The following is an 18,817-nucleotide window of genomic DNA, read 5'->3' as shown; positions in this document are numbered from 1 at the left end:
TTCTCGTGCTAAAAAAATCCCTTCTACCCAGAAAATACCGCTATCTGCATAGAAGGGGGGAGTTATGTATTTTTATGTAGATTTTTTGTAAATGCTTTTATTGAGCAGACCACTTTGAACCACTTGACCGTTTTGTGTTACTGTTTTGTAAGTTACAGCCACTATGCTTTTATTGGTTTCACTTACCACTTTGGAAGAGATATTGACGCTTTTCCCTGTGCTTGTTCCAAAAATACGAACAACAACCTGATTACCTTCAATACCGGCTTGAAGATAGATATAATGCCCTGTATTGTTTTTAAACTTAAAGTCTGGTCCGTAATCCGCTACAGTGGCGTCCTGACCCAGCGGCACGTAATGAACGGGCATGGAGTGATTGCTCCTCTCTTCAATGGAAAGATCTGCACGTAAGACAGCACCATATAACGTACTGCTCACTTGGCAAACACCGCCCCCTGCACTTTGCTGAACTTTTCCGTTTACATATACAGCAGCTAACTTGTATCCATTAGCAGCATCGGTTACGCCAACGCGGCCATTAAAGCTGAATACCTCATTGGGCGCGATAATTGCATTGCTTAACGCTGCGGCTGCTCGACTTTCATTAAACAGTTGATTTCCATTTCTGCCGCTCGTAGGTGTACGATATTCTGCAATGAGCTCTTTAATTCCCATATTTTGCACATCTTCTGTTGTGCGCTCTGGTTTTACTGCAGCAACAGGCACTTGAATATCTATATCCATTGATTTCACAGCTTGTTCTGTTAATATTTTTAGTTTTTCCTTGTCTACTTTTTCTCCATCTTTACTTGGGGTAATAGTGATATTCGTTCCTGTAACAGAAAGAGAAGCGTTTTGCGGGTTTGATACAAGTTCATTATATTTGTCTTTTATAAATACATCGTATTTCGAAGAATCCAAGTAGGCATCTAGATGATATTTTTGCTGCGCTTGCCCTTTCTCAGATTGTTTACGCATTTTGTAGCGTTCTAGAATCGTTCCTTTTTGCTTCTTAAAGATTTCGTCTGCAACATTTATACCTTTGTATTGAACTCCCATATCCTTCCAAGTATAGGTACTCGTGGTAGTTGGTAAAGAATATTTCACAGCTTGTTGATTTAGTTTGTCTATTCTTTGTTGTACAATTTCCTGAACCTCTTGCTTTGTTTTTCCGCCTAATGGGATATCTTCAAAAGTTGTATGGGGCAAAACATAGGTATCTAACTGTTTGTTCATGTTGGAAACATATTGGTAGGCTAATCCTCCTGTAATACAAAGGCCAATTCCGCCAGCTGCTACGGATCCGATAATCAACTTTCGTACATTCATTTGTCTCCCCCTATAACAAACTATTTAGTGATGTAGTATAATATAAAAGTGGTATGAATATTTAGAATATTCGTAACTATTATACCATTATCATGGTAAAATTTGTAATAAAAAAATAAGGTTTGTTATTTTTTTGTTATATTTAAGACGGCTATTTTATAAAAGAAGAGATTTCATTTGAAATTATTTCATACTGCTATTGAGTTTGAAAGACATTGAAGCATCCGCATGATATAGAAAACTCATCGATTGGCGAGCCCTTAGACGAAGACAGAGTTATACTTTTAAAATTCTTGCTGCGTCGAATGAGCTTTTAGCTGGAATTTATGCTTTTTTAAGAATAAAAAAGGGGCAGCTTCACCAAAGTGAAATCTGCCCAAAATCGAAAAAAATTCACTAATAAATTATTTGATATTGCATCATAATCTGTAAGTGAAGAAGAAATAGATGTCCTGCGTTTTTTTGTAAATTATCTTTGCACCAGAACTTTTTTCAATACGAATAAAATTCCTATTTGTTTTTCGGTTCTCTAGCAATTCGTTCTTTAATTTTATTCTCTAAATCTTCGGGTTCAAACGTATAGTTATATAAACCAAGAAACGTTTGCGTTAGGTTAGGGTCAGAGGCGATGATACTATTTATGAAATGCTGCTGGTCTGAAAATGGAATATTTTTTGTGAATTGGCATGCCATTTCAAATCGTGTTTTCATTTTGGATTCCATCAAGCTCTGGTAAGTATCTGCCATTTTCTCCCAACCATCGTTCCAAGAGCTATGTGTATTTAATATTTCGCTTAGTATTCGTGATTCATAAATCGCATCATGCATACCTTGGCCTACAGCAGGATCTTTAAAGGATACGGCATCCCCGATTAATGCCCATCCTTTGCCCATTCCTCTATACCAATCGTTGTCATAGCCCAAAAGCCCTCTAATCGGTCCGACGAAGCGGGCATCTCGCATCCGAACGGGAAGCTCCGTATTTCTGAATTCGGTATCAATGAGAGAGCGAAAGCCTAACTCAGGATTAGACTTAAAGGTTTCTCTCCATTCCATATCCTCAAGAGGAAACATAACGCCCATGACACACAAATTATCACTCGTTGGAAACGAGATTAATAATTTATCGTTAATTTTATAGAGTTCAGTACATATTTCATTTTTCTGGGGATAATGATCTAAATAGGCTACATAGGACGCAAAATCTGTGGGAACAGATTTTAATCGCTCACTGTTTACTAATTTACGAATTGTGGAGTTTCTGCCATCTGCCCCAACTACAATTTTGGACATATAGCTATTAGTATTTCCTGCTTTATCAATTGCTTTGACTCCTTTGATTACACCATTCTCAGCAATTACGTCTGTAACACGAACTCCTTCCAGTGCAGTTACTTTTTCGTGTCCTGAGGCATGCTCGAACAAAATCTGATCAAGATATGTACGACGTATACATAAACAATCCGTTTCGCCATTTGCCTCAGGAAAGTGTCCATCAATTATATTATGGTCGAATTGCACATAAGCGCGTTTGTATGTGGGTGTGCCAGTTGCGAGCAATCGATCTAATACACCCATTTCCCTGAGCATTCTAAGAGAATTATTAAAAAAGTTATGAGTTGATAAAATATCACTTGGAAATGTACTTCGCTCTAAGAGAAGAACCCCATATCCTCTTTTTGAAAGCTCATAAGCTAACGTAGATCCTGCAATACGAGCTCCAACAATAATGACATCATAGTTTTGTTTCATCTTTTCCTTGCCTCCTATACATAGGTACTAGTGTTACAGTCAATCGTCAGAATAAAAGTAACTATTTAAATGGTACCAATAAGTGTTAATTTGCATTGCAGTCCTTTTGATAATATTTTGTGAAGCCTATCTCTTGACACATGGTGAATAGAAGTATGCGGTATATAGAGCTTGATTGATAGCAGTGAATCTCGATTGTTATATTTCTTTGCTTTTTCAAAAGGCGGCTCTGAATTTATTAATTTTAATACCGCCCTTTCGAAGGTTAACTAATATGATGTAATATATCCCAATGCCTGTGTTGTTTCATAGCGGGATAATGGTTATATTTACATTTGTAATTATCGCAACAAAGGAACGGCCAGTTGGCATGAAAAAAGCAGCTGTTACGCTGCTTTTTGTTTAAAGAGGTTTATATTATTAGTTTTTATAGGCTGGATGCTTTACTGATATTAACAACGTAGTTTATTAACCGATTAAATGGAATTTCTGCAAGCTCTGTAGCTTTTGCTCCATATTCTTCTTCTAAATTTTTGATACATTTGTCTAGCTGCTTTACTATATCCAACAAAATTAAAATATTATTATCGTTTATAGGCTGTTGAGAAATTGTTTCCTTCTCTGTCTGTGGGTCTTGGTGGCTGAATGCGTCATCCCATTCGGAAAATATCATCTTTTTTACCCCTCTCCCATTAAAAATCTACGTACATTGTATTATAGTTCGCTGTTTAGCGTATTCATTCCTGCTAATTGATCGCTAGATAATTTTATGGGGAAATATTCCTGTTCATAGCTTAAAATAGGGCGTCCAAATGGATATATTTTTAGTAAAGGGTGTAAGTACTAAGCTTTATTGCAGAAAATAAGATTTGTGATTGTGCAGCAACAAAAATATGTACAGTAGTGAAGGGATTTGTTTCTTTCATATCGAACTGAAGCTAGTGGTATAAGGAGGTTTAACATGAATTATATTCAAGATTTAAGATCTGTTGTAGGAACCCGTCCATTAATATTAACTGCAGCAGCTGTAATTCTAATCAATGCTGAAGGTAGAATTCTGTTACAGCATAGAGCAGATACAAATGATTGGGGACTACCAGGCGGTTTTATGGAAATTGGTGAAGCTATTGAGGATACAGCGAGAAGGGAGGTTTTCGAAGAAACGGGGTTAACGGTAGGAGAGTTAAGGTTTTTCCACATTTTCTCGGGGGATCAGATGTATTATGAATACCCCAACGGTGATCAAGTATACAATGTTATTATTTGTTACTATTCTTCTGATATTACTGGAGAGATTCAAATTGATGAAGAAAGTAAGGAACTTAAATATTTTCATGTTCAGTCCTTGCCAGAGAACATCATTAAAACAAGTAGAGTAATGTTGGACAAATATATAAGCGAAAAGGTCAAATGCTAATAAGCTTAACGCCTTGATGTAGTAAAGCAAACGAAGCCGCCCTTTTGAGGCGGCTTCTCCTGTTTTGATATATATTTGTGTTACCCTTCATCGTGACAGCGGGTCAAGTTATTCTAGTGCACATTGTATTTTATAATTTGCTGACAATTGATGCGATCGCTTCTTGTTCATCGGTTCCTATAGCGGTTACTGTTACTTCTGCTCCTTTGTGTAATGGCAGCGATAATAATCCAAGTATGCTTTTTAAATTAATCCTTTTGTTATAGGTAGGGGTGTATAAGGTCATTTCACTTTGAAATTTGCTTGCCTCTTGGACAATTTCGGAAATTCGCTTCATATGGTGGTCTCCTTGCAATGCTACCGTTTGTTTCACCATGTGTATCCCTCCTTATTAAATTTCTCCTTATTGTAGCATACTTAGAGCAGGAGTTAACCTTGATTTTCATAATTTACATTATTTTTACTTTTTTTTATTGTGTACTAAAGAGGAAAAATATGAATGTGTTAGGGGCTTCAAAGAATGGATTCTTCCTTATCATTACAAGAGGTGGGATAATCTTACTAGTACTAGAAAATAGTAAACAGCTTCTAAGGTGAAAGACCCCGGCAATGAAGAGTGGTTTCAATCGTTCTTTTTGTTTTGTACAAAAAGAACGGAGTATTAGTCTCAGGAAATGCTATGATTACGGAATGGGATAGGATAGAATGAAAGGTAATTATTACCTCTTTTGGAATCGACTACATTATAATAAGGGGAAGGGGAGGGGAATTTATGAAGCTTATTAAAACAAAAGTATGTATGAATAGTGGTAGAGAATATGAGATTGATATGCACCCTGAGGAATTTTTAAAGGAGCTTACGAAAAAGGCGGGTGTTTTAACTGACGAGTTTATTTATTGCTCTGGAGTATTTATCAATCCAAAGCACATTTCATCGATTGAAAAAGTAGAGGTAACAAGATCAAATTCAGAATTCCAATACGGACATCCAATTTAGTCTCTAAGTATTCAATCTTAGACTTAGAGAAGGTATGATGATAAGGTTAAATATGAATATTTTGTAGGAGGTTGAATGAAATGAAGCTAGCATTTATATCTGACATCCATGGCAACGCAGTTGCACTTGATGCCGTATTAGAGGACATAAGTAAGAAACAGGTTGATAAGGTGTATGTACTTGGTGATCTTTGTTATCGCGGTCCAGAACCTAAGCGTTCGCTCGATTTAATTCGCTCATTACATACAGAGGTTATTAAGGGAAATGCAGATGAATGGGTAGTCCGCGGGGTTCGGCAGGGGGAAGTGCCGGATAAAGTATGGGAAATAATGAACAAGGAACGTGAATGGACTGTAGGCCAGCTAGTCCAATCTGATATTGAGTACTTAGACAGCTTGCCTAAAGAAATAAATTTTACAGTTGAGGGTATATCATTCTATGTATTTCATGCGACGCCGAACAGCTTATTTGATATCATTCCGCCAAACGCGGATGATGAAACTTTGCAATCTAAGATGATGTCAGCTGTTGAAGTGAATCTGTATGTATATGCTCATATTCATAAGCCCTATATTCGATATCTTAACGGCAGGGTGATTATGAACATCGGCAGTGTCGGCTTACCTTTTGATGGACTAAATAAAGCTTCCTACGGTATTGTCGAGATACAGGAGGATGGCTTTAGAACATCTATTGAGCGGGTGAATTTTGATGTGGAAAAGGTGATTCAACAGTATCGAGAAAAGAACTATCCTAACGTAGATATGATGACGCAAGTCTTACGTAGAGCTAAAATATGAAATAAACTCCAAGGGATCTTTTATTTTTAATTATAGAACCAAAAGGGCGTTTTTATAAAAACGAACTTATTCAACCTAATTAACAGGGAGCTGACATATATGCAGCTCTCTTTTTTTTTTGCAGCTTTCTTTCATTCATTCAGGATTCTAAAAACGTAAAATGGGCTTTAATATTGGAAAAACTAGTTGAATGCCCTATCACTCATCAGCCTTGTTTGCCGTACTATAGGGTAGGGAGAGATAATTGCTTTTTATAACTCACCTGACTGCTGGTATGGTACTAAGAGCTTGGACAAATCATAAAAATACGAAAGGGGAAGATGTGTAATGGCATTTCAGATGACATATGACAAACGGAACCGAGCGAATTTGGACAAGTTGGCTCCAAATACGAGGGCTGCTGCTTATAAGTGGTACCAGTATTGTATTGACCATAATGTGGATATATTAATCTATGAAACCACTCGTACTTTAGAGCAACAACGTGCAAATGTCGCAAGAGGGGTATCACAAACACTGCGATCTTATCATCTTGTAGGTCAAGCTTTGGACTTCGTTCCAATTATTGACGGAAAAGATGTTTGGTCAGGAGCTGCTTATCGAAGAGAGCCATTTCGTTCTGCAATTGCTTATGCAAAATCCATTGGCTTTGAGTGGGGAGGAGAATGGAGTGGCTTTGTCGATAATCCGCATCTTCAGTATAATTATAAAGGCTATGGGACAGATAAAGTGTTAGAAGGTGTAAGCGATGGTACACCTTATAAAGTAATTATACCGAACACTGCTTTTTGGCAAGCAAAGGCCCTTGTACAAGAATTTGAGAATAGAGGGTTTAAGTGTGAAGGTGTTGCTCTTAAAACGTACAGAGCGAACCAAGTCCCTGCGGAAAACGACCCTTATTTGTTCGTTATTCATACAGATCTACAGAACGCGAAGCATCTCGTGATCGAATTAAAGAATCGTGGATATACCCTAACATACGGCGAAGAGGAATAAAAGCTTGTAGGATTCCGTTTCCTACGGGCTTTTTGTGTTTTATCGTCTAATATCTGATTGTACCTAGTGCGTATGTTCAACTTTATCAAAGAGCACTTGTAAAATGAATTCAAGTTTGCTTGAAATTAAAAGAAATATGAATAATGGTAAAAAAAGTAAAGAAAAATAATTATACAAGTGAAATCTATTTAGGCGGCAAAAAGGAGAGATAAAGGTCTGGCATTCGGGCAATTTCATAAAAGGCTGGGAGGCTGCTATATTGCGTAATTTTGAAAAGAATATAATCACGATTGTAAATGAATTAAAAAAAGTAGTAAGCAGGAGTAGATAATATGAATCAATTTTCTACTTTCCGAAGACAAAGGGCTTATCTTTCACAATTTAACACTTCACAGCTCCATTTACGAAATCCTTTGGTTGTCGCTTTTTTTGCCTTTTCGTATCCGGGGTTTGGACATTTATTATTAGACCGCTATGCGGCTGCGTTTATTCTCATTGTATGGGAAGCATTTATTAACAATCATGCGCATATCAATTCAGGAATACTCTACTCCTTGCTAGGGGACTTCGAAACAGCTAAAGAAGTTCTCGATAAAAAATGGTTAATTTTATATATAGGAATCTATATGCTTGGAATATGGGACGGCTATCGGAAAACCGTGGATCATAATAAACTTTTTATATTAGCTGATTGGGAAGATGCTCCTATCCCTGTTCTAAGAATAAATGCCTGGGATATTAATTTTTTAGATAAGCGTATACCGTGGGTTGCCTTAGTATGGTCGGCCTTAATTCCCGGGCTCGGGCATCTATATATCCATAAAATTATTACGGGTTTTTTTATGTTTGGCTATACAGTCATAATCCTGTACTTCGGACATATCCCGCAGGCAATTCATTTTACGATGGTTGGAGAGTTTATACAAGCTAAAAATGTAATGAATATGCAATGGGCGCTATATCTTCCTTCCATATATTTATTTATCATATATGATGCTTATGTTTCTGCAATTGAATATAATAAATTGTTTGAAAAGGAGCTCTCTACATATTTACGTCAGAATTATCAAAATCCCAATTTTAAACTACCTGTATGATTAAGAAAAGGTGAATACATATGTTAGTGATCAGTACATTTGAAAAATCCATTTTCATTGAGCTCGCCATTGCTGCACTAGAGAAAAATGGGATTCCAAAGGAAAAGATATTGGCAGCTCCCCTAGATAAAAAAACTGAACCAAGACAATTATTCGATACGATTCACCGAGCGGATGGATTAAGCATGTTTGACATAGCAGCAATACTAGGTACGTGTTTCATGCTTTTGGGGACGATTTATGGATATGTATTAAAATGGGGACCTATTATTTGGGGAATTATTGGAGCTGTTACAGGATTATGCTTAGGATTCTTAATAAAATTGTGGATTGTTAAAAAGAATAAGCGAGGACGTAAAAAAATAACATCAGAGGTTGTACTCATGATTCGATGTGAGCATCACCAATGGGAAACTGTTGAAAAAATTTTGTGGGATCATACGGCATTAGGAATGACCAGCATTAGAAATGATTAAAAAGTAAAGAATTCTGAAGTGGAATGAGACAAGCGTTTTGGGACGGAGAAAACGCTTTGGCTTAAGACCTTTTTTGAAAAATAAAGAAATAGACGCGCTCATGTTTTCTTTATAGGCGTATGATATATTGTATCCGTTCAAAGCGTCCCTCCTTACAAACGAAGGGAAGAGCTGCAATGATGTCAAATGCACATACTTATAGCAACAATGCGCCTCATAGTCATTACGGGGAAAATATACCTCCTGTTCAGCCTGTTCCGTTTTATAGCTGTTACACTATACCTGCTTATGGCTATTGCGGTTATGGACACGGTTGTGGAGGTTATGGTTACAGCTTCGCGATTATAGTTGTACTCTTTATCTTATTGATTATTATAGGCGCTTGTACCTTCTGTGGTTATAATGACTAAACAATAACCACAGGCATTTCTCTCTAACTCCTGTAGTCGTACAGGGGTTTTTATTTTCTGAATGATTTTTATACAGGAATCTAACATAAATTTCATTTACTGTAATTAAATAATGTTATAATTTTAAGCAATTTTCCTTTACAAATCCTAAAGTCTTGAGTGACAAAGAAATTTTGGGTTTCACTTTAAAGAATTCTATACAAAGATACCTTATAGGTATTCATCAGAGGAGATATTGGATGATTCTTCCTACGATATTTTTCTCTATTTAAACAGAAATTAGATAGGAAAATAGTTAAAGGAGGAGCAACATATGACAGAAAATAAACCAAGTTTATTTATGACGGATCTATTGCACTACAATCCAGCTGAGCACCATACCGATACGGAAAGCGTGCAAGGCTTTGCGATTACACACAGACAAGTAAACAGCATGTACGCGGATGGTACAATTGATACGATGCCTTTGCAAAAAAACACAGCAGAAGTGTTAGAGGATGGCTTAGAAACATTTGAATAGACAGAAAGGGGCATTTGCTGTGCTCCTTTTCGTTTTCTATGATTTATGTAGTAATGTTTCAGCAAAAAATAGCGAACTTTTAATTTTCGTTCTTTGGCAGGATAACCTGCAGTTAGACGTCTTGTAAAAGCTAATAAAACTCTGTACAAGAGTAAAACGAAATAGGTACAATAACCACAAAAAAAGACGAACAAAAAGGACGAGATACATATGGAAGAAAACAGCTTTCAGGCATGGATAAGACAAAAGCTTGAACAAGAAGGATATACAGGGGATGAACTAGAGGGAAGGGTGAAAGAGCAGCTTTTGTTTGTACCAAAGGATTTGCAGAAGCTGGCAGAAGAAGCGAAGTTTCGGGAAAAAGCGAGGGCTGCAATCCATTTATATATTGATTCCTTACGTGATCCTGACAAGCATGTACAAATGAAAAAACAGCTGCTAGATGGGTACTTGCAGTACAAGGGATAAGGTTTCTATGTGAAAATGCAGCCATGCAGAATTGTTTGAAGCCAAAAAAAATTGTGCATCCTAGAGACATTATATGTGGAGGTGGTAACATGGAATCTTTTACTGTATCATTTCACGATGAAGATGAAATGCCGGCAATAACGGTACAAAAGTTAAATGAAGATGATTTTGAACGAGTCACAGAGGGTGGAACTAGACATTTGTTTGAGCTTGATACAAATATCGGTTTTTTCGTGTTTTTTGATGCGGAAGATGCAGATGGGAGAGAATATTACTTATCTTTGCAGTATGAAGAAGACGGAGAAGATCCGATTGCTTGTTATTCGTTTCAGCTTAAGGATTTTTATGAATTCATGGCATTATATTTAAATGATCTTGAATTCCAAGAGGAAGAGGATGAAAATGAAGAGGAGCAGGAATATGGTTCTATTCATCATCTTGCTCATTTGCTTTATCATATAGCAGAAGAGGGGAAGAGGGTAGAAGTGTGAGGCGGGATTGTGCCCGCTTCTTTTTCTTGCAAAGTTTAATTTCACGCACCGTAATAAAACTATAAAATAATATTTCAAACAATAAACACTACATGGATATCAATGTTCTTATTATTTTTAGGAATTTCATGTATCGTAATCAAAAACTAACTAGTTAGTTTTTTACATTCCTCATAATCATATACAAACACATTTGTAAACAAGCCATTTATACAGTAATATTAAAGTCGTGAGTTTAAATCAGGAAGGATTGAGATGTTTGAAGGGCAAACATGCAGTAGAATTATTAGCACCTGTTGGCAATTGGGAGTGCTTGCGCGCCGCTGTTGCTAACGGAGCAGATTCCGTATTTTTTGGAGTAGATAAATTTAACGCCCGTGTACGTGCGAAAAATTTCACGATGGAAGAATTGCCAGACGTGATGAAATATTTGCACAAATACAATGTAAAAGGATACGTTACGTTTAACATATTAGTATTTGAACAAGAGCTAGAGGATGCGCGCAAGCTAGTAGAAGCGTGTATAGATGCAGGAGTGGATGCACTTATTGTGCAAGATATGGGATTAGTGCAACTGATTCGCGAAATTTCGCCTGACTTTCCAATCCATGGTTCTACTCAAATGACGATTACATCTCCAGAAGCTGTACAATTTTTAAAGCCGTATGATTTAGAGGTTATAGTGCTTGGTCGTGAAAACAACTTAAAGCAAATTCAAACCATCGCAAATAAAACAGATGTGCCGCTCGAAGTATTTGTGCACGGTGCATTGTGTGTATCATACTCTGGGCAGTGTTTAACCTCAGAAATGTGGGGTGGACGCTCTGCAAATCGCGGGGAATGTGCACAGGCATGTCGCCTGCCGTACGATTTAATTGTAGATGGTGAAAAGCGAGAGATGGGGAATATTGCATATTTGTTGTCTCCAAAGGATTTGGCTGCATTAGAACTGGTACCCGATTTGATTGAAGCAGGCGTCTCTACGTTTAAAATCGAAGGTCGTTTGAAATCTCCGGAATACGTAGCAAACGTAGTAAGTAAGTATCGAAAAGCAATTGATGAGTATATAGCCGGTCGAGATTACAGCCCTACAAAAGAAGAATTGCGCGAGCTAGAGCAAAGCTTCAGCCGTGGTTTCACATATGGATTTTTAAGCGGAACGAATCATAAACAGCTGCTTGATGGAACATTTCCAAAAAGCCGCGGCGTGTTTTTAGGTACGGTGAAAAAGGTATTAAAGGATGCTGTATTATGTGAATTACAAGCACCGGTAAAGCGCGGTGACGGCATTGTCTTTGATGCTGGTCGTCCTGAGGAAAAAGAAGAAGGAGGCCGCATCTATGACCTTCGTAAAAAGGGACAAAAAGTAGAGGGCGAAATACAGAATGGCTTGATCGAAATTGTTCCAGGTCGTCATGATGTAAATTTAACGAAGGTACGTGTTGGCGATCGTATTTGGAAAACGAGCGATCAAGAACTAGACCGTCGTTTGCGTAAAACATTTGAAGTTGAGCATGCGTATAAGCTATTCCCTATAACGATTGATGCATATGGAAAAGCAGGAAAGTCCCTCGTTTCCGTGTGGCGTGATGAAGCGACAGGTCATACTGTAACAATTGAATCAAAAGAACTGCTGCAGGAGGCTTTGAAACGACCGCTAACATCAGAATACTTGCAGGAGCAATGGGGCCGCTTAGGAGGCACTGTGTTTGAACTGGCACATGTTACTGCGCATTTTTCAGGCAATGTCATCGTTCCTGTAAAGGAATTGAATCGTATGCGCCGCGAAGCTTCCGATGCGCTGCTTGCGCTGAGACAGCAACCGAAGCAATATAAAAAGCATTCAGTATCAACAGCAGTTCAAACACAGAAACGCGCAAATGCAGAAGCTCCTCAACTGTTTGTGCTTTGCCGCACAATGGAACAAATTTATGCAGCATGTGAAACAGACGTTACCTTTATTTATGCGGATTTTGAATTTACAACAGATTATCCGAAGGCAGTACAAGCTGTACGCAAAGCAGGAAAGCAAATAGCTTTAGCAACACCACGCATTCATATGCCGGGGGAAAATGGCATTTTAAACGGTATTGTAAAGGCGAGTCCAGATGCTATTCTCGTAAGAAGCTTAGGAGCAGCGCATTACTATATTGAACAACAGCTATCCTTACCGCTCATTGGAGATTTCTCCTTGAACATTGCAAACCATAAAGCAGTTGAGATGTTTTTAGAGCGCGGATTAGACCGGGTTACACCATCCTACGATTTAAATATTCAACAGATGATGGATATGCTTGAAATAGCAAAGACAGACCAAATGGAGATTGTTATCCATCAACATTTACCAATGTTCCACACAGAACATTGCGTATATTGTACATTCTTAAGCGAAGGTACTGATTTTACAAACTGTGGTCGCCCCTGCGAAACGCATCGAGTTTCTCTTCAAGATCGTATTGGTATGTCTCACCCGGTAAGAGTAGATATCGGTTGTCGTAATACCGTATATAATGCGATTGAACAATCAGGAGCTGAATACTTAAATCATTTCATACAGCATGGTGTTCAGTATTATCGTATAGAGTTTCTTGAAGAAGGCGCAGATAAAGTGAAAGAGGTAATAGCATTATACCAAGAAGCGCTGCAAGGGAAACGAAGCGGAACGAGCGTATGGCGCACTTTAAAGGCAACAAACCAGCTCGGTGTTACGCGAGGACAATTAATTAAGGCAAATCACAGTTCTAAGACGTTGCAAAAATAAAATATGGTGTTTAAAAAACTTTCTCATACGCTGAAAAGAGGAACAAAGAACATAGTGTATTTGCTGAAGTGGAGAGAACAAATCGACTGTTCAAAAGACCGAATCGTATTGATAAATTTTAGAGGCAAAAACCATGCTTTTTATTGAGCATGGTTTTTGTTTTATTTGTAGTAGATATAATTAGTAGTTAGTACGAACAAAGGTGTGTACGATGAAAAGAATTTAATTTAATACGTTTGGGGATAATGGAATCTCCACCTTCCGCCCAATCCTCTCAATCACATCCTCCATTTTCTCAGGCTTTAAAAACTCAATCGATGAAAATCCTTTTTCAAACAACAGCGTATCCGCCTCAATCATGAGCATATACCGTTCATTCACCTTCGCAATATGAATCTGCTCCCAAAAATCTACAAGCAAATCCTTCACAAAAATATAGCCTTCACTATCTTTCAACAGCCGTACATAAAATATTGCATATATGATTTTAAAGGAGATATTTTCTTGAACGAAAAACAGAAAGTAAAAAGAAATTATGACAGCGACTATCAGGCGTTTGCTCCCTTTATCAGTCCCAATCCTATTACTTCATTTAATCCGATTCAACGTTATCCCCAAATTGATAAAACAGCTTTCATCAGTCCCTTTTCTAGTGTGATAGGCGATGTGAGAATTAAGGATAATGTATATGTAGCTCCTAATGTGAGCATTCGTGCGGATGAAGGAACTCCGTTTTACATCGGTTCAAACACAAATCTGCAAGATGGAGTTATTTTACATGGTTTATTGAACAAATTCTTTTGTGTTGATGGTAAAAGGTATTCAATCTATATCGGGAACGAAGTAAGTATTGCACATGGCGCTCTCATTCATGGTCCTTGTTATATAGGAAATAAGACATTTGTCGGTTTTAAGTCAATTGTGTACAATGCAGTTGTTGGAGAAGGAACATTTATTTCATATAATGCAGTAGTAACAAATGGTGTGCGTATTCCGGCAAATAGATTTGTGCCTCCCGGAGCTAACATAGACACGCAAGAAAAAGCAGACGCGCTCTGTCGAGTGCCAAAAGACGATAAAGAATTTGCACGAGAAGTACAACGTGTAAATCAAGAATTTCCTGCTTCTTATAACTTACTATTTGGTTCGCATCGCTGTTCTTGCGGAATGCCCTATAATCATTGAGAATTAGGAGTTTTTATAATACTAAAGAAGCTGTATAAAGAGAATGTACAGCTTCTTTAGTATTATAAAAACATATTAACTCCAAAGAGCAAAACGAAGCAAGACAAATTGAGACGATGAAAGCCGAGGGTATCGGAGAACGTGACCTATTCATCGATAAGGCAAGCGGAAAAAGATTTCGACCGTCCCCAGTATCAATTGTTAAAGCAAATGATTCGAGAAGGGGATACAGTCGTGTTTGATTCCATCACTCGCATGGGTCGCAATATGAATGAGACTATGAGCGAATATGATTGGTTCGTTAAAAATGGAGTACAGCTGCGTTTCATCAAAGAACCGATGATAAACACGAGCAACGAGCAGGACGACATCATGAAACAGGCGATTCAAAAAATCATCCTTACGTTGCTTACTGCATTCGCTGAAAAAGAACGTGAGGAAATCAAGACAAGGCAAGCCGAGGACATCGCAGTAACAAAGAAGCAAGGAGTCAAATTTGGTCGTTCTACTATAGCGATGCCAAAGAACTGGGAGAGGTTCTACAAGCAGTGGAAAGCTGAAGAGATAACAGCGGTACAATTGATGGATTGTGGGACGGAACGTTCAATTCTTATATGCGGCATCACTGACTGTATTGAACCAATTGGTGAATTTCACGTACTGTATTATAATAAAAATTACAAGCTACCAGTGAAATAAGAAATGGTATAATCATTTCTATTAAGTTCCTTTTTTTAGGTGAGGTGGTTCATTTGGAAATTAGAAAAGCAAGTAAACAGGATATAGAGGGTGTAGCAAAGGTCTATGTTGATGGATGGAAGACTACGTATCGGGGCTTAATGCCAGACCAATATCTCGATGAACTATCATACGAAGAGGCTGAAAAACGCTGGAATCAGTTTTTAGATAACGAAAATGAGCCGTTTATGTATGTAGCCATGAACGGTGAAGGGAAAATTATAGGCTTTGCAGCAGGAAGAAGCATTGAAGAGCAACATTTTGATGGTGAATTATATGCACTCTATCTTTCACAGGATTGTAGAGGGTTAGGTGTAGGCAGGCAACTGCTTTCAGTTATTGCTCAGCATTTTAAAGAAAAAGGCATATATTCTATGATGGTTTGGGTTATGGAACAAAATAAGTCTGGACTTGGTTTTTATAGACGAATGGGAGGAAAGGAATATATTCGTAGGACCAGTACGTTTGGAGAAACCGTAGTAGACGATGTGGCTTATGGTTGGAATAACGTTTCGGTATTGTGTAATGAGGAATTAAATAAAGTAAACTGACTTCCAATAACAGGCGTTATGGTAACTAGAAGCTTCCGAAATGAGAATGTTTTTCGTTGTCTTACTGCAGCAGTAACGGGGATACCCAGTATGAAAACATTGAATAAAGTTCTTGATACGTATAGGAATACTTTGCTAAAATTAAGACAATCACACAAGAAACCCTTGATATCACTGAGTTCCTATGATGTTTACAAAGCGCTGCAAGGGAAACGAAGCGGAACAAGCGTATGGCGTACTTTAAAGGCAACAAACCAGTTGGGTGTTACGAGAGGACAGCTAATTAAAAAAGAAAATGTAAATCGTACAAATGTCCATTAGGCTATACGTTAAAAATCAGAATAAAGGATATTAAAACGTACGGGTACGGTTCGTTCCGTAACGTTCTCTTTTCGACTGAGGGCCTTTCAAGAAGCGTTTGAAGTATGATACTTCCTGCTTTGGCACAGGTTACGCGGGAAAGTGCGCACGAGGTATCTAAATAAAGCGAAAGCTTTGCCCATTTCATCTTACTATTGCAGGCGGTTTTTCACTCTAAATTGTATCTATTGAACAAAAGGGGGAGATGCTAACTGGAAGAGATGAACGAAAGGGGTGAAGTAGGGTGAAGAAGCGTAAATATTTATTCGCTCTCATGTCGGCTCTCTTGTCTTTTGGGATTTTGACTGGATGCGGAGTGGATGATGATGAGCCGGACCCAACAGAGGAACCGTCTGAACAACAGCAGGAAGAGAATGAAGAGATAGAAGAGGAGAATAAATAAGTCTTTCGAGAGCACCTTTCATGGGTGCTTTTTATTTTGTTGAGAGGGAGAAAGATAGTAGATAACCTAAACACATTGAACGGTTCAAAGAGTTATCACAATTCTGCGATCTTGAAAATTTCAATGACCATATTATAATTCGGGCAATAAATATTAAAAAATTCTATAAGAACTGAATTAGCGGCTGAAAATCTTCTCAAAGATTAATTATAAGTACAGATTTAAAGAACCAGCATGTTAATGAAATATCAATTACCGCAATAATTTGAAAAACAAAAAAATAAAACAACAAAGAAAATATTGATCATTTTTTTACTTTTACTATTCTAATTTCTAATAATAGTCTAGTATTTTCTCGTGCAGTTCATGGAAAAAAGGTTATCGGTTACCACTGTTGATTCAAGTATTGTTTCGTTTGGAAATCCTGTATAGATGCAAAAGCATGGGAGCGCTAAAGCAATTGATACGGGAGAAGCCATTAAAGGAAATTGGGGAATTCGTATCGTAGAAGTAAAGATGTATCAATGAGCAGGGATTTCCCTGCCCACTTTTTTCAGTTGAATATTCCGCTTTTTTGTATATTTTTTAATGCAAGACGAAGCTTATCTTCTGTTTGAACAAGAGCAATCCGTACAAAGCCTTCTCCTGAAGGTCCAAAAGCATGCCCCGGCGTTACTACCACATTAGCACGATCTATGAGTGCATAGACAAAATCGAGAGAACTCCACCCGTTTGGAATTTCAGCCCAAATAAACATGCTGCCTGCAGGTTTATCAACCCTCCAGCCAAGGGCCTCCAGTCCATCTATAAGTATATCCCTTCTTCGTTCATACATCCTTCTGCTTTCTTCGCAAAATATCGCTCCTTCTCGCAAGGCCGCTGCAGCCGCCTGTTGAATTGGATAAAACACACCATAATCTAAATTAGATTTTAGCTGTCCGAGGGCAGAAATAATTTTCTCATTCCCAATTGCATAACCAATTCGGCATCCGGCCATGTTAAAGCTTTTAGATAATGAGTTTATTTCAATCCCCACTTCCTTCGCGCCAGAGACTGATAAAAAGCTAATTGGCTTCTTTCCATCAAAGTACAACTCACCGTATGCAAAATCATGAACAACGATAATATTATGCCGCTTCGCAAAAGTAATAACCTCAGAAAAAAAAGCTGCATTGGCCATAGCCGGAACTGGATTTCCTGGAAAGTTTAAAATCATGAGTTTTGCACGTTTTGCAGTATCCTCTGGAATAAGGGATAAATCAGGAAGAAAACCATTCTTCTTTTGCAGCGGCATTAAGTAAGGAATAGCTCCTGCCATTGCAATTCCAGTTGCATATGCTATATAACCAGGATCAGGAACAAGAATGTAGTCTCCTGGATTGGCGAATACCATCGGCAAATGAACGAGACCATCCTGCGATCCCATCAGCATTAAAACCTCCTGTGATTGCTGAAGAGTAACGCCATATGTGTTTGTATAATAATCAGCAATTGCTTTATGCAACTCCTCAGTACCCGCAAGAGAATATCCGTACTCATTACCATTTTTAGCAGCATTTGACAACATATTTGTTACAAAGGAAGGTGGAGGCATATCAGGGCTGCCAATGCTTAAATCTATCATAGTGCAGCCTTCCTCGATTTTTTTTCGCTTATAAGCTGCTAATTCGCTGAAAATGGAAGGTTTGAATGCTTCCATACGATTAGCTAATATCATTTCCATAAATGTACCTCCCAAAAACCGGCTTCCGTGTTTTCTATTTTTTAAAACTTCAGACACTTTCAGTATTTTAACAGGTTATATATGTTTTTTCCATTACAGACTTAAAACACCTATATATCAAACGTTATTAGAAAGGGAATGTACAATGCAATAAATTAAATATAAAGCTAGTTATGTGTCCCTATGCGGAAAGTGTCAGGGAAATAAAGATGACTTTTCTCAAAAAAAATTGCAAACTTTTACTAAATTATGCTCTTGTCCTAGGATATTTGTCCAATCGTCGTCCATTTTTCCGCGTATACATAATATTGAAAATGCAACATAAACAAACGAAAGGATGGCT

At 37.7% G+C, this 18,817-nt stretch carries 19 protein-coding genes and 2 pseudogenes; 15 read left to right on the top strand and 6 right to left on the bottom strand.

The genetic code is table 11. The annotated features are described in order from the left end of the window. Positions 1-72 precede the first annotated feature (72 nt). From AC6HZ4_RS14705 to AC6HZ4_RS14695, 3 genes are all read right to left on the bottom strand, one after another. The gene (locus AC6HZ4_RS14705; RefSeq protein ID WP_497490324.1) at positions 73-1,329 is read right to left on the bottom strand and encodes a VanW family protein; all 1,257 of its coding nucleotides are present in this window, start codon (positions 1,327-1,329) and stop codon (positions 73-75) included. A 510-nt stretch (positions 1,330-1,839) separates the two neighbouring features. Then, positions 1,840-3,081, bottom strand: coding sequence for an NAD(P)/FAD-dependent oxidoreductase (locus AC6HZ4_RS14700; protein WP_497490323.1), 1,242 nt, complete (start codon positions 3,079-3,081; stop codon positions 1,840-1,842). Between the two features lie 427 nt (positions 3,082-3,508). Beyond that, the gene (locus AC6HZ4_RS14695; protein WP_497490322.1) at positions 3,509-3,754 is read right to left on the bottom strand and encodes a hypothetical protein; all 246 of its coding nucleotides are present in this window, start codon (positions 3,752-3,754) and stop codon (positions 3,509-3,511) included. Between the two features lie 288 nt (positions 3,755-4,042). On the opposite strand from AC6HZ4_RS14695, the gene AC6HZ4_RS14690 reads away from it, so the two are divergent. Continuing rightward, on the top strand, positions 4,043-4,498 hold the full coding sequence (locus AC6HZ4_RS14690; RefSeq protein ID WP_497490321.1) for an NUDIX hydrolase: 456 nt from the start codon (positions 4,043-4,045) through the stop codon (positions 4,496-4,498). Between the two features lie 130 nt (positions 4,499-4,628). On the opposite strand, the gene AC6HZ4_RS14685 is transcribed toward AC6HZ4_RS14690, so the two are convergent. After that, a complete protein-coding gene (locus AC6HZ4_RS14685; protein ID WP_497490320.1) occupies positions 4,629-4,874 on the bottom strand; it encodes an HPr family phosphocarrier protein in 246 nt (81 codons plus the stop codon). Between the two features lie 396 nt (positions 4,875-5,270). Between AC6HZ4_RS14685 and AC6HZ4_RS14680 the strand changes: the two genes are divergently transcribed. From AC6HZ4_RS14680 to AC6HZ4_RS14635, 10 genes and pseudogenes are all read left to right on the top strand, one after another. Beyond that, positions 5,271-5,495, top strand: coding sequence for a hypothetical protein (locus AC6HZ4_RS14680; RefSeq protein WP_497490319.1), 225 nt, complete (start codon positions 5,271-5,273; stop codon positions 5,493-5,495). Positions 5,496-5,575: 80 nt separating this feature from the next. Further along, positions 5,576-6,295 carry a metallophosphoesterase family protein gene (locus tag AC6HZ4_RS14675; protein ID WP_497490318.1) on the top strand — a complete coding sequence of 240 codons (720 nt, stop codon included), beginning with the start codon at positions 5,576-5,578 and terminating at the stop codon, positions 6,293-6,295. A 339-nt stretch (positions 6,296-6,634) separates the two neighbouring features. Beyond that, a pseudogene (locus AC6HZ4_RS14670) lies at positions 6,635-7,081 on the top strand (M15 family metallopeptidase); the annotation flags it as partial. A gap of 542 nt (positions 7,082-7,623) precedes the next feature. Then, on the top strand, positions 7,624-8,388 hold the full coding sequence (locus AC6HZ4_RS14665) for a hypothetical protein (RefSeq protein ID WP_497490317.1): 765 nt from the start codon (positions 7,624-7,626) through the stop codon (positions 8,386-8,388). A gap of 20 nt (positions 8,389-8,408) precedes the next feature. Beyond that, entirely contained in the window at positions 8,409-8,864 is a 456-nt protein-coding gene (locus AC6HZ4_RS14660; protein WP_497490316.1) for a hypothetical protein, read from the top strand. Between the two features lie 119 nt (positions 8,865-8,983). Continuing rightward, positions 8,984-9,274 carry a YjcZ family sporulation protein gene (locus AC6HZ4_RS14655; protein ID WP_497490315.1) on the top strand — a complete coding sequence of 97 codons (291 nt, stop codon included), beginning with the start codon at positions 8,984-8,986 and terminating at the stop codon, positions 9,272-9,274. Positions 9,275-9,587: 313 nt separating this feature from the next. Further along, on the top strand, positions 9,588-9,794 hold the full coding sequence (locus AC6HZ4_RS14650) for a YozQ family protein (RefSeq protein ID WP_497490314.1): 207 nt from the start codon (positions 9,588-9,590) through the stop codon (positions 9,792-9,794). Between the two features lie 210 nt (positions 9,795-10,004). Beyond that, positions 10,005-10,262: a hypothetical protein gene (locus AC6HZ4_RS14645; protein ID WP_497490313.1), complete on the top strand. Its 258-nt coding sequence runs from the start codon at positions 10,005-10,007 to the stop codon at positions 10,260-10,262. Between the two features lie 89 nt (positions 10,263-10,351). Further along, the gene (locus AC6HZ4_RS14640; RefSeq protein WP_497490312.1) at positions 10,352-10,753 is read left to right on the top strand and encodes a cytosolic protein; all 402 of its coding nucleotides are present in this window, start codon (positions 10,352-10,354) and stop codon (positions 10,751-10,753) included. Positions 10,754-11,012: 259 nt separating this feature from the next. After that, a complete protein-coding gene (locus tag AC6HZ4_RS14635) occupies positions 11,013-13,514 on the top strand; it encodes a U32 family peptidase (RefSeq protein WP_497490311.1) in 2,502 nt (833 codons plus the stop codon). A 222-nt stretch (positions 13,515-13,736) separates the two neighbouring features. On the opposite strand, the pseudogene AC6HZ4_RS14630 reads toward AC6HZ4_RS14635, so the two are convergent. Next, positions 13,737-13,970: pseudogene (locus tag AC6HZ4_RS14630) on the bottom strand (DUF3900 domain-containing protein); the annotation flags it as partial. A 48-nt stretch (positions 13,971-14,018) separates the two neighbouring features. Here AC6HZ4_RS14630 and AC6HZ4_RS14625 point away from each other — a divergent pair. The 4 genes from AC6HZ4_RS14625 (at position 14,019) to AC6HZ4_RS14610 (ending at position 16,751) form a co-directional block, all read left to right on the top strand. Further along, entirely contained in the window at positions 14,019-14,699 is a 681-nt protein-coding gene (locus AC6HZ4_RS14625; RefSeq protein WP_497490310.1) for a gamma carbonic anhydrase family protein, read from the top strand. 141 nt (positions 14,700-14,840) lie between these two features. Further along, on the top strand, positions 14,841-15,398 hold the full coding sequence (locus tag AC6HZ4_RS14620; protein ID WP_497490309.1) for a recombinase family protein: 558 nt from the start codon (positions 14,841-14,843) through the stop codon (positions 15,396-15,398). A gap of 44 nt (positions 15,399-15,442) precedes the next feature. Then, complete coding sequence (locus AC6HZ4_RS14615; RefSeq protein ID WP_497490308.1) at positions 15,443-15,988, top strand: GNAT family N-acetyltransferase; 546 nt, start codon at positions 15,443-15,445, stop codon at positions 15,986-15,988. A 604-nt stretch (positions 15,989-16,592) separates the two neighbouring features. Continuing rightward, a complete protein-coding gene (locus tag AC6HZ4_RS14610) occupies positions 16,593-16,751 on the top strand; it encodes a hypothetical protein (protein WP_497490307.1) in 159 nt (52 codons plus the stop codon). Positions 16,752-17,304: 553 nt separating this feature from the next. Here AC6HZ4_RS14610 and AC6HZ4_RS14605 read toward each other — a convergent pair. Continuing rightward, on the bottom strand, positions 17,305-18,474 hold the full coding sequence (locus AC6HZ4_RS14605) for an LL-diaminopimelate aminotransferase (RefSeq protein WP_497490305.1): 1,170 nt from the start codon (positions 18,472-18,474) through the stop codon (positions 17,305-17,307). Positions 18,475-18,817 lie beyond the last annotated feature (343 nt).

It is taken from the genome of Ectobacillus sp. OTK (assembly GCF_059698935.1).
This window is presented reverse-complemented; position numbering and strand designations above follow the sequence as displayed.

Coding starts and splice junctions, on each gene's coding strand:
- AC6HZ4_RS14660 (WP_497490316.1), top strand. CDS start 8,409: ATGTTAGTGATCAGTACATTTGAAAAATCCATTTTCATTGAGCTCGCC.
- AC6HZ4_RS14685 (WP_497490320.1), bottom strand. CDS start 4,874: ATGGTGAAACAAACGGTAGCATTGCAAGGAGACCACCATATGAAGCGA.
- AC6HZ4_RS14705 (WP_497490324.1), bottom strand. CDS start 1,329: ATGAATGTACGAAAGTTGATTATCGGATCCGTAGCAGCTGGCGGAATT.
- AC6HZ4_RS14675 (WP_497490318.1), top strand. CDS start 5,576: ATGAAGCTAGCATTTATATCTGACATCCATGGCAACGCAGTTGCACTT.
- AC6HZ4_RS14690 (WP_497490321.1), top strand. CDS start 4,043: ATGAATTATATTCAAGATTTAAGATCTGTTGTAGGAACCCGTCCATTA.
- AC6HZ4_RS14650 (WP_497490314.1), top strand. CDS start 9,588: ATGACAGAAAATAAACCAAGTTTATTTATGACGGATCTATTGCACTAC.
- AC6HZ4_RS14605 (WP_497490305.1), bottom strand. CDS start 18,474: ATGGAAATGATATTAGCTAATCGTATGGAAGCATTCAAACCTTCCATT.
- AC6HZ4_RS14700 (WP_497490323.1), bottom strand. CDS start 3,081: ATGAAACAAAACTATGATGTCATTATTGTTGGAGCTCGTATTGCAGGA.
- AC6HZ4_RS14645 (WP_497490313.1), top strand. CDS start 10,005: ATGGAAGAAAACAGCTTTCAGGCATGGATAAGACAAAAGCTTGAACAA.
- AC6HZ4_RS14655 (WP_497490315.1), top strand. CDS start 8,984: ATGATATATTGTATCCGTTCAAAGCGTCCCTCCTTACAAACGAAGGGA.
- AC6HZ4_RS14640 (WP_497490312.1), top strand. CDS start 10,352: ATGGAATCTTTTACTGTATCATTTCACGATGAAGATGAAATGCCGGCA.
- AC6HZ4_RS14680 (WP_497490319.1), top strand. CDS start 5,271: ATGAAGCTTATTAAAACAAAAGTATGTATGAATAGTGGTAGAGAATAT.
- AC6HZ4_RS14665 (WP_497490317.1), top strand. CDS start 7,624: ATGAATCAATTTTCTACTTTCCGAAGACAAAGGGCTTATCTTTCACAA.
- AC6HZ4_RS14695 (WP_497490322.1), bottom strand. CDS start 3,754: ATGATATTTTCCGAATGGGATGACGCATTCAGCCACCAAGACCCACAG.